Annotated in this window: 3 protein-coding genes and 1 pseudogene; all 4 read left to right on the top strand. The window is 69.9% G+C overall.

Features of this window, described 5'->3' with window-relative positions:
* A pseudogene (locus AOK17_RS33705) lies at positions 1–184 on the top strand (PadR family transcriptional regulator); the annotation flags it as partial.
* Positions 181–867 carry an ABC transporter ATP-binding protein gene (locus AOK17_RS33700; protein WP_055616377.1) on the top strand — a complete coding sequence of 229 codons (687 nt, stop codon included), beginning with the start codon at positions 181–183 and terminating at the stop codon, positions 865–867. The pseudogene AOK17_RS33705 and the gene AOK17_RS33700, both read left to right, overlap by 4 nt.
* A complete protein-coding gene (locus AOK17_RS33695; protein ID WP_055616376.1) occupies positions 864–3,197 on the top strand; it encodes an ABC transporter permease in 2,334 nt (777 codons plus the stop codon). Before AOK17_RS33700 ends, AOK17_RS33695 begins: the two co-directional genes overlap by 4 nt.
* A 136-nt stretch (positions 3,198–3,333) precedes the next feature.
* Entirely contained in the window at positions 3,334–3,867 is a 534-nt protein-coding gene (locus AOK17_RS33690) for an alkyl hydroperoxide reductase (RefSeq protein WP_055616375.1), read from the top strand.
* Positions 3,868–4,000 lie beyond the last annotated feature (133 nt).

Here is a 4,000-nt window from a genome sequence, read left to right as displayed (position 1 = left end):
CCTCGACACCCAGCGCGCGGAACACCTGCGCATGATGCGGATGCTCACCGACCGCAAGCGCAAGGGCGATCTCGCCGACCAGCTGATCTGTGACCACGCTCTTTTCCATCTCGAAGCCGACCTGCGCTGGCTGGAACTCACCGCCGCGCGCCTCGGCAAGCTCGCAGAGGCGGTGACTCGATGACCCCCGCAGGCTCCCTGCTCGTGGCCCACGACCTGCGCAAGGCATACGGCCCCACCAACGCCCTGGACGGCGCCGGGTTCAACATCCACCCCGGCGAGGTCGTCGCCGTGATGGGCCCCTCGGGCTCCGGCAAGTCGACCCTCCTGCACTGCCTCGCCGGCATCGTGACACCCGACTCGGGCTCGATCATGTACGGCGGCCAGGAGATGGCGACGATGAACGACGCCCAGCGCAGCGCGCTGCGCCGCTCCCAGTTCGGCTTCGTCTTCCAGTTCGGCCAGCTCGTACCGGAGCTGACCTGTGTGGAGAACGTGGCCCTGCCGCTGCGGCTGAACGGCGCCTCCCGCAAGGACGCCGAACGCACCGCCCTGGCGCGGATGGAGCAGCTGGAGGTCGACGACCTCAAGGCCAAGCGGCCCGGCGAGGTCTCCGGCGGCCAGGGCCAGCGCGTCGCCGTCGCCCGCGCGCTGGTCACCGACCCCCGCGTGCTCTTCGCCGACGAACCCACCGGCGCCCTCGACTCCCTCAACGGCGAACGCGTGATGGAACTGCTCACCGACGCCGCCCGCTCCGCCAACGCCGCCGTCGTCCTCGTCACCCACGAGGCCCGCGTCGCCGCCTACTCGGACCGCGAGATCGTCGTACGCGACGGCAAGTCCCGGGACATGGAGCGCGTCGTATGAGTGCACGCCAGTGGTCGAAGGACCTGGCCATGGGCGCCAAGTTCGCGTTCACCGGGGGCCGTGAGGGCTGGGTTCGCGTCCTGCTCACGGGCGTGGGCGTCGGTCTCGGGGTGGCGCTGCTGCTGCTCACCACCGCGATACCGAACGCGATGCAGGCACGGTCCGACCGCGAGAACGCGCGCACGGACATGACGTTCGGCGAGACCGAGCCGCCCAGGGCCGACAACACCGTGCTCGTCGCGAACGTCGACACCGAGTTCCGCAGTCACGACATCCGCGGCCGCCAACTGGAGCCCGAGGGCCTGCGGGCACCGCTGCCGCCGGGGCTGAAGAAGTTCCCCGCGCCGGGCGAGATGGTCGTGTCGCCCGCGCTCAAGGAGCTGCTGGAGTCCAAGGACGCCAAGCTGCTGCGTGAGCGGCTGCCGGAGCGGATCACCGGCACGATCAGCGAGCCGGGCCTCATCGGTTCGGCCGAACTCGCCTTCTACTCGGGCGGCGACAACCTGGCCCGGTACCACGGCGGCGCCAACGTCACGCGCATCAACACCTTCCAGGGGGAGGAGGAGCCCGCGGAGGAGATGGACCCGGTCCTGCTGCTGCTCGTCCTCACGGTCTTCGTGGTGCTGCTGATGCCGGTCGGCGTCTTCATCGCCGCGGCCGTACGCTTCGGCGGCGAGCGGCGCGACCGCAGGCTCGCGGCACTGCGGCTGGTCGGCGCGGACAGTCGGATGACCCGCAGGATCGCCGCGGGCGAGGCGCTCTCCGGGGCGGTGCTCGGACTGCTCTTCGGCACCGGTTTCTTCATGATCGGACGCCAGATCGCGGGCTCCGTCGAGATCTTCGGCTTCAGCGTCTTCCCGAGCTACCTCAACCCGACACCCGTACTCGCCGTCCTGATCGCCGTCGCGGTCCCGGCGGCCGCGGTCGCGGTGACGCTGCTCGCCCTGCGCGGTGTGGTCATCGAGCCGCTCGGCGTGGTGCGCACGGCCAGGCCCGCACGACGCCGCCTGTGGTGGCGGCTGCTGCTGCCGCTGGGCGGCATCGGGCTGCTCGTCCCGATGATCGGGAAGGGCACCGAGAACGGGAACTTCAACGAGTACATGGTGGCCGGTGGCGTCATCCTGCTCCTCGTCGGCATCACCGCGCTGCTGCCGTGGGTGGTGGAGGCCGTCGTGGCCCGGCTGAACTCGGGCTCGGTCTCCTGGCAACTGGCGGTCCGCAGGCTCCAGTTGAGCAGCGGTACGGCGGCCCGCATGGTGAACGGCATCGCGGTGGCGGTGGCCGGCGCGATCGCCCTGCAGATGCTGTTCGCCGGAGTCCAGGGCAGCTACACGGAGTCCACCGGCAACGACCTCTCGCGCGCCCAGATGCAGATGTCCGTACCGAGGACCGCCCCACTCGCCGAGGCCCGGCAGGCCCTCGTCGATACCCGCGGTGTGCGCGACGCCATGGCACTCTCCGACGGCTGGCTGGGCGCGGGCAGGAAGGACCCCGAGACGACCACGCAGCTGACCGTCGGCGACTGCGCCTCCCTGCGCGAGGTGGCGAAGCTGCCCTCGTGCCGCGAGGGTGACGTCTTCGCGGTGCACGGCGCCGATTACGACACGGACACCCCGAAGCTCGCCGCACCCGGCGGGAAGCTCTACATCGACCCCTCCTACAGCGGGGAAGAGAAGGGCAAGGAGGTCGCCTGGACGGTGCCGCGGGGCATCATCAAGGCCGCCCCGGGCAATGACCCGAAGGGCTGGGAGCGGGGCGGTTTCCTGTTCACCCCGAGTGCTCTGCCCACCGCGGCGGCCTCGACCCTCGACGGGGAGATCTACCTCCAGCTCGACATGGCGGTCCCGGACGTGCGTGAACTCGTACGCAACACCGCGGCGAAGGTGGACCCGCTCGCGAGCCCCTGGTCGTACACGTCGAGCGAGCGTGGCCAGACCTTCGACTCCATCCGCACCGGACTGTTCGTCGGCGCGGCCTGTGTTCTCGCGCTCATCGGGGCGAGCCTGCTCGTCTCACAGTTGGAGCAGCTGCGCGAGCGCAAGAAGCTCCTCTCGGTCCTCGTCGCCTTCGGCACCCGGCGCCGCACCCTGAGCCTGTCGGTGCTGTGGCAGACCGCGATCCCGGTCGCCCTCGGTCTGCTCCTCGCCTCGGTGGTGGGCCTCACCCTGGGCGCGGTCCTGCTGAAGATGACGGACACCAAGGTGACCGTCGACTGGCTGAGCGTCCTGGCCATGACGGGCATCGGCTCGTTGGTCGTCCTCGTGGTGACGGCGCTCAGCGTGCCGCCGCTGCTGCGGTTGATGCGGCCGGACGGGCTGCGTACGGAGTAGACCCACCCTGGCGGGGCAACTCGCCAGGGCCAACTCACAACTGATCAGTTGCTCCATGGCAGGCTTGGCGACGTCCAGACGAGAGCCAAAGGTCACAAAGCGACCTTTCTCTTTGCCCAAGAGGAGCCAGTGACCGATGTCGCTCGACGCGCTGAAGTCCGCGATTCCGGACTACGCCAAGGACCTTCGGCTGAACCTCGGTTCGGTGATCGGCGACTCCGTGCTTCCGCAGCAGCAGTTGTGGGGCACGGTGCTCGCCTGCGCCATCGCCTCGCGGTCTCCTCGGGTGCTGCGTGAGCTGGAGGAGGAGGCCAACGCGAGGCTCTCTCCCGAGGCGTACACGGCGGCGAAGACCGCCGCGGCGGTCATGGCGGTGAACAACGTCTTCCACCGCACGCGGCATCTGCTCTCCGATCCGGAGTACGGGAACCTGCGGGCCGGTCTGCGGATGAACGTGATCGGCAACCCCGGTGTGGAGAAGGTCGACTTCGAGCTGTGGTCCCTTGCCGTCTCCGCGATCAACGCGTGTGGGCGGTGTCTCGACTCCCACGAGCAGGTGCTCCGCAAGGCGGGTGTCGACCGCGAGACCGTCCAGGAAGCGTTCAAGATCGCTTCAGTCGTCCAGGCGGTGGGCGTCACCCTCGACGCGGAGGCGATCCTGGCGGAGTAGCTCCGCCGGTGGGCGGGGCGTCGGATTCTCCTCGCCCCCGCCGCCCCTACCCATTCCCGTCCCTTTTCAGGGGCTCCGCCCCCGAACCCCCGCTCCTCAAACGCCGGAGGGGCTGAGATTTCGCAGCCCGGGC

This window comes from Streptomyces phaeochromogenes, assembly GCF_001418655.1.
Lineage (GTDB): Bacteria > Actinomycetota > Actinomycetes > Streptomycetales > Streptomycetaceae > Streptomyces > Streptomyces phaeochromogenes.
Note: the sequence above shows the minus strand (reverse complement) of the source record. Positions and strands in the feature narration are given on the sequence as shown.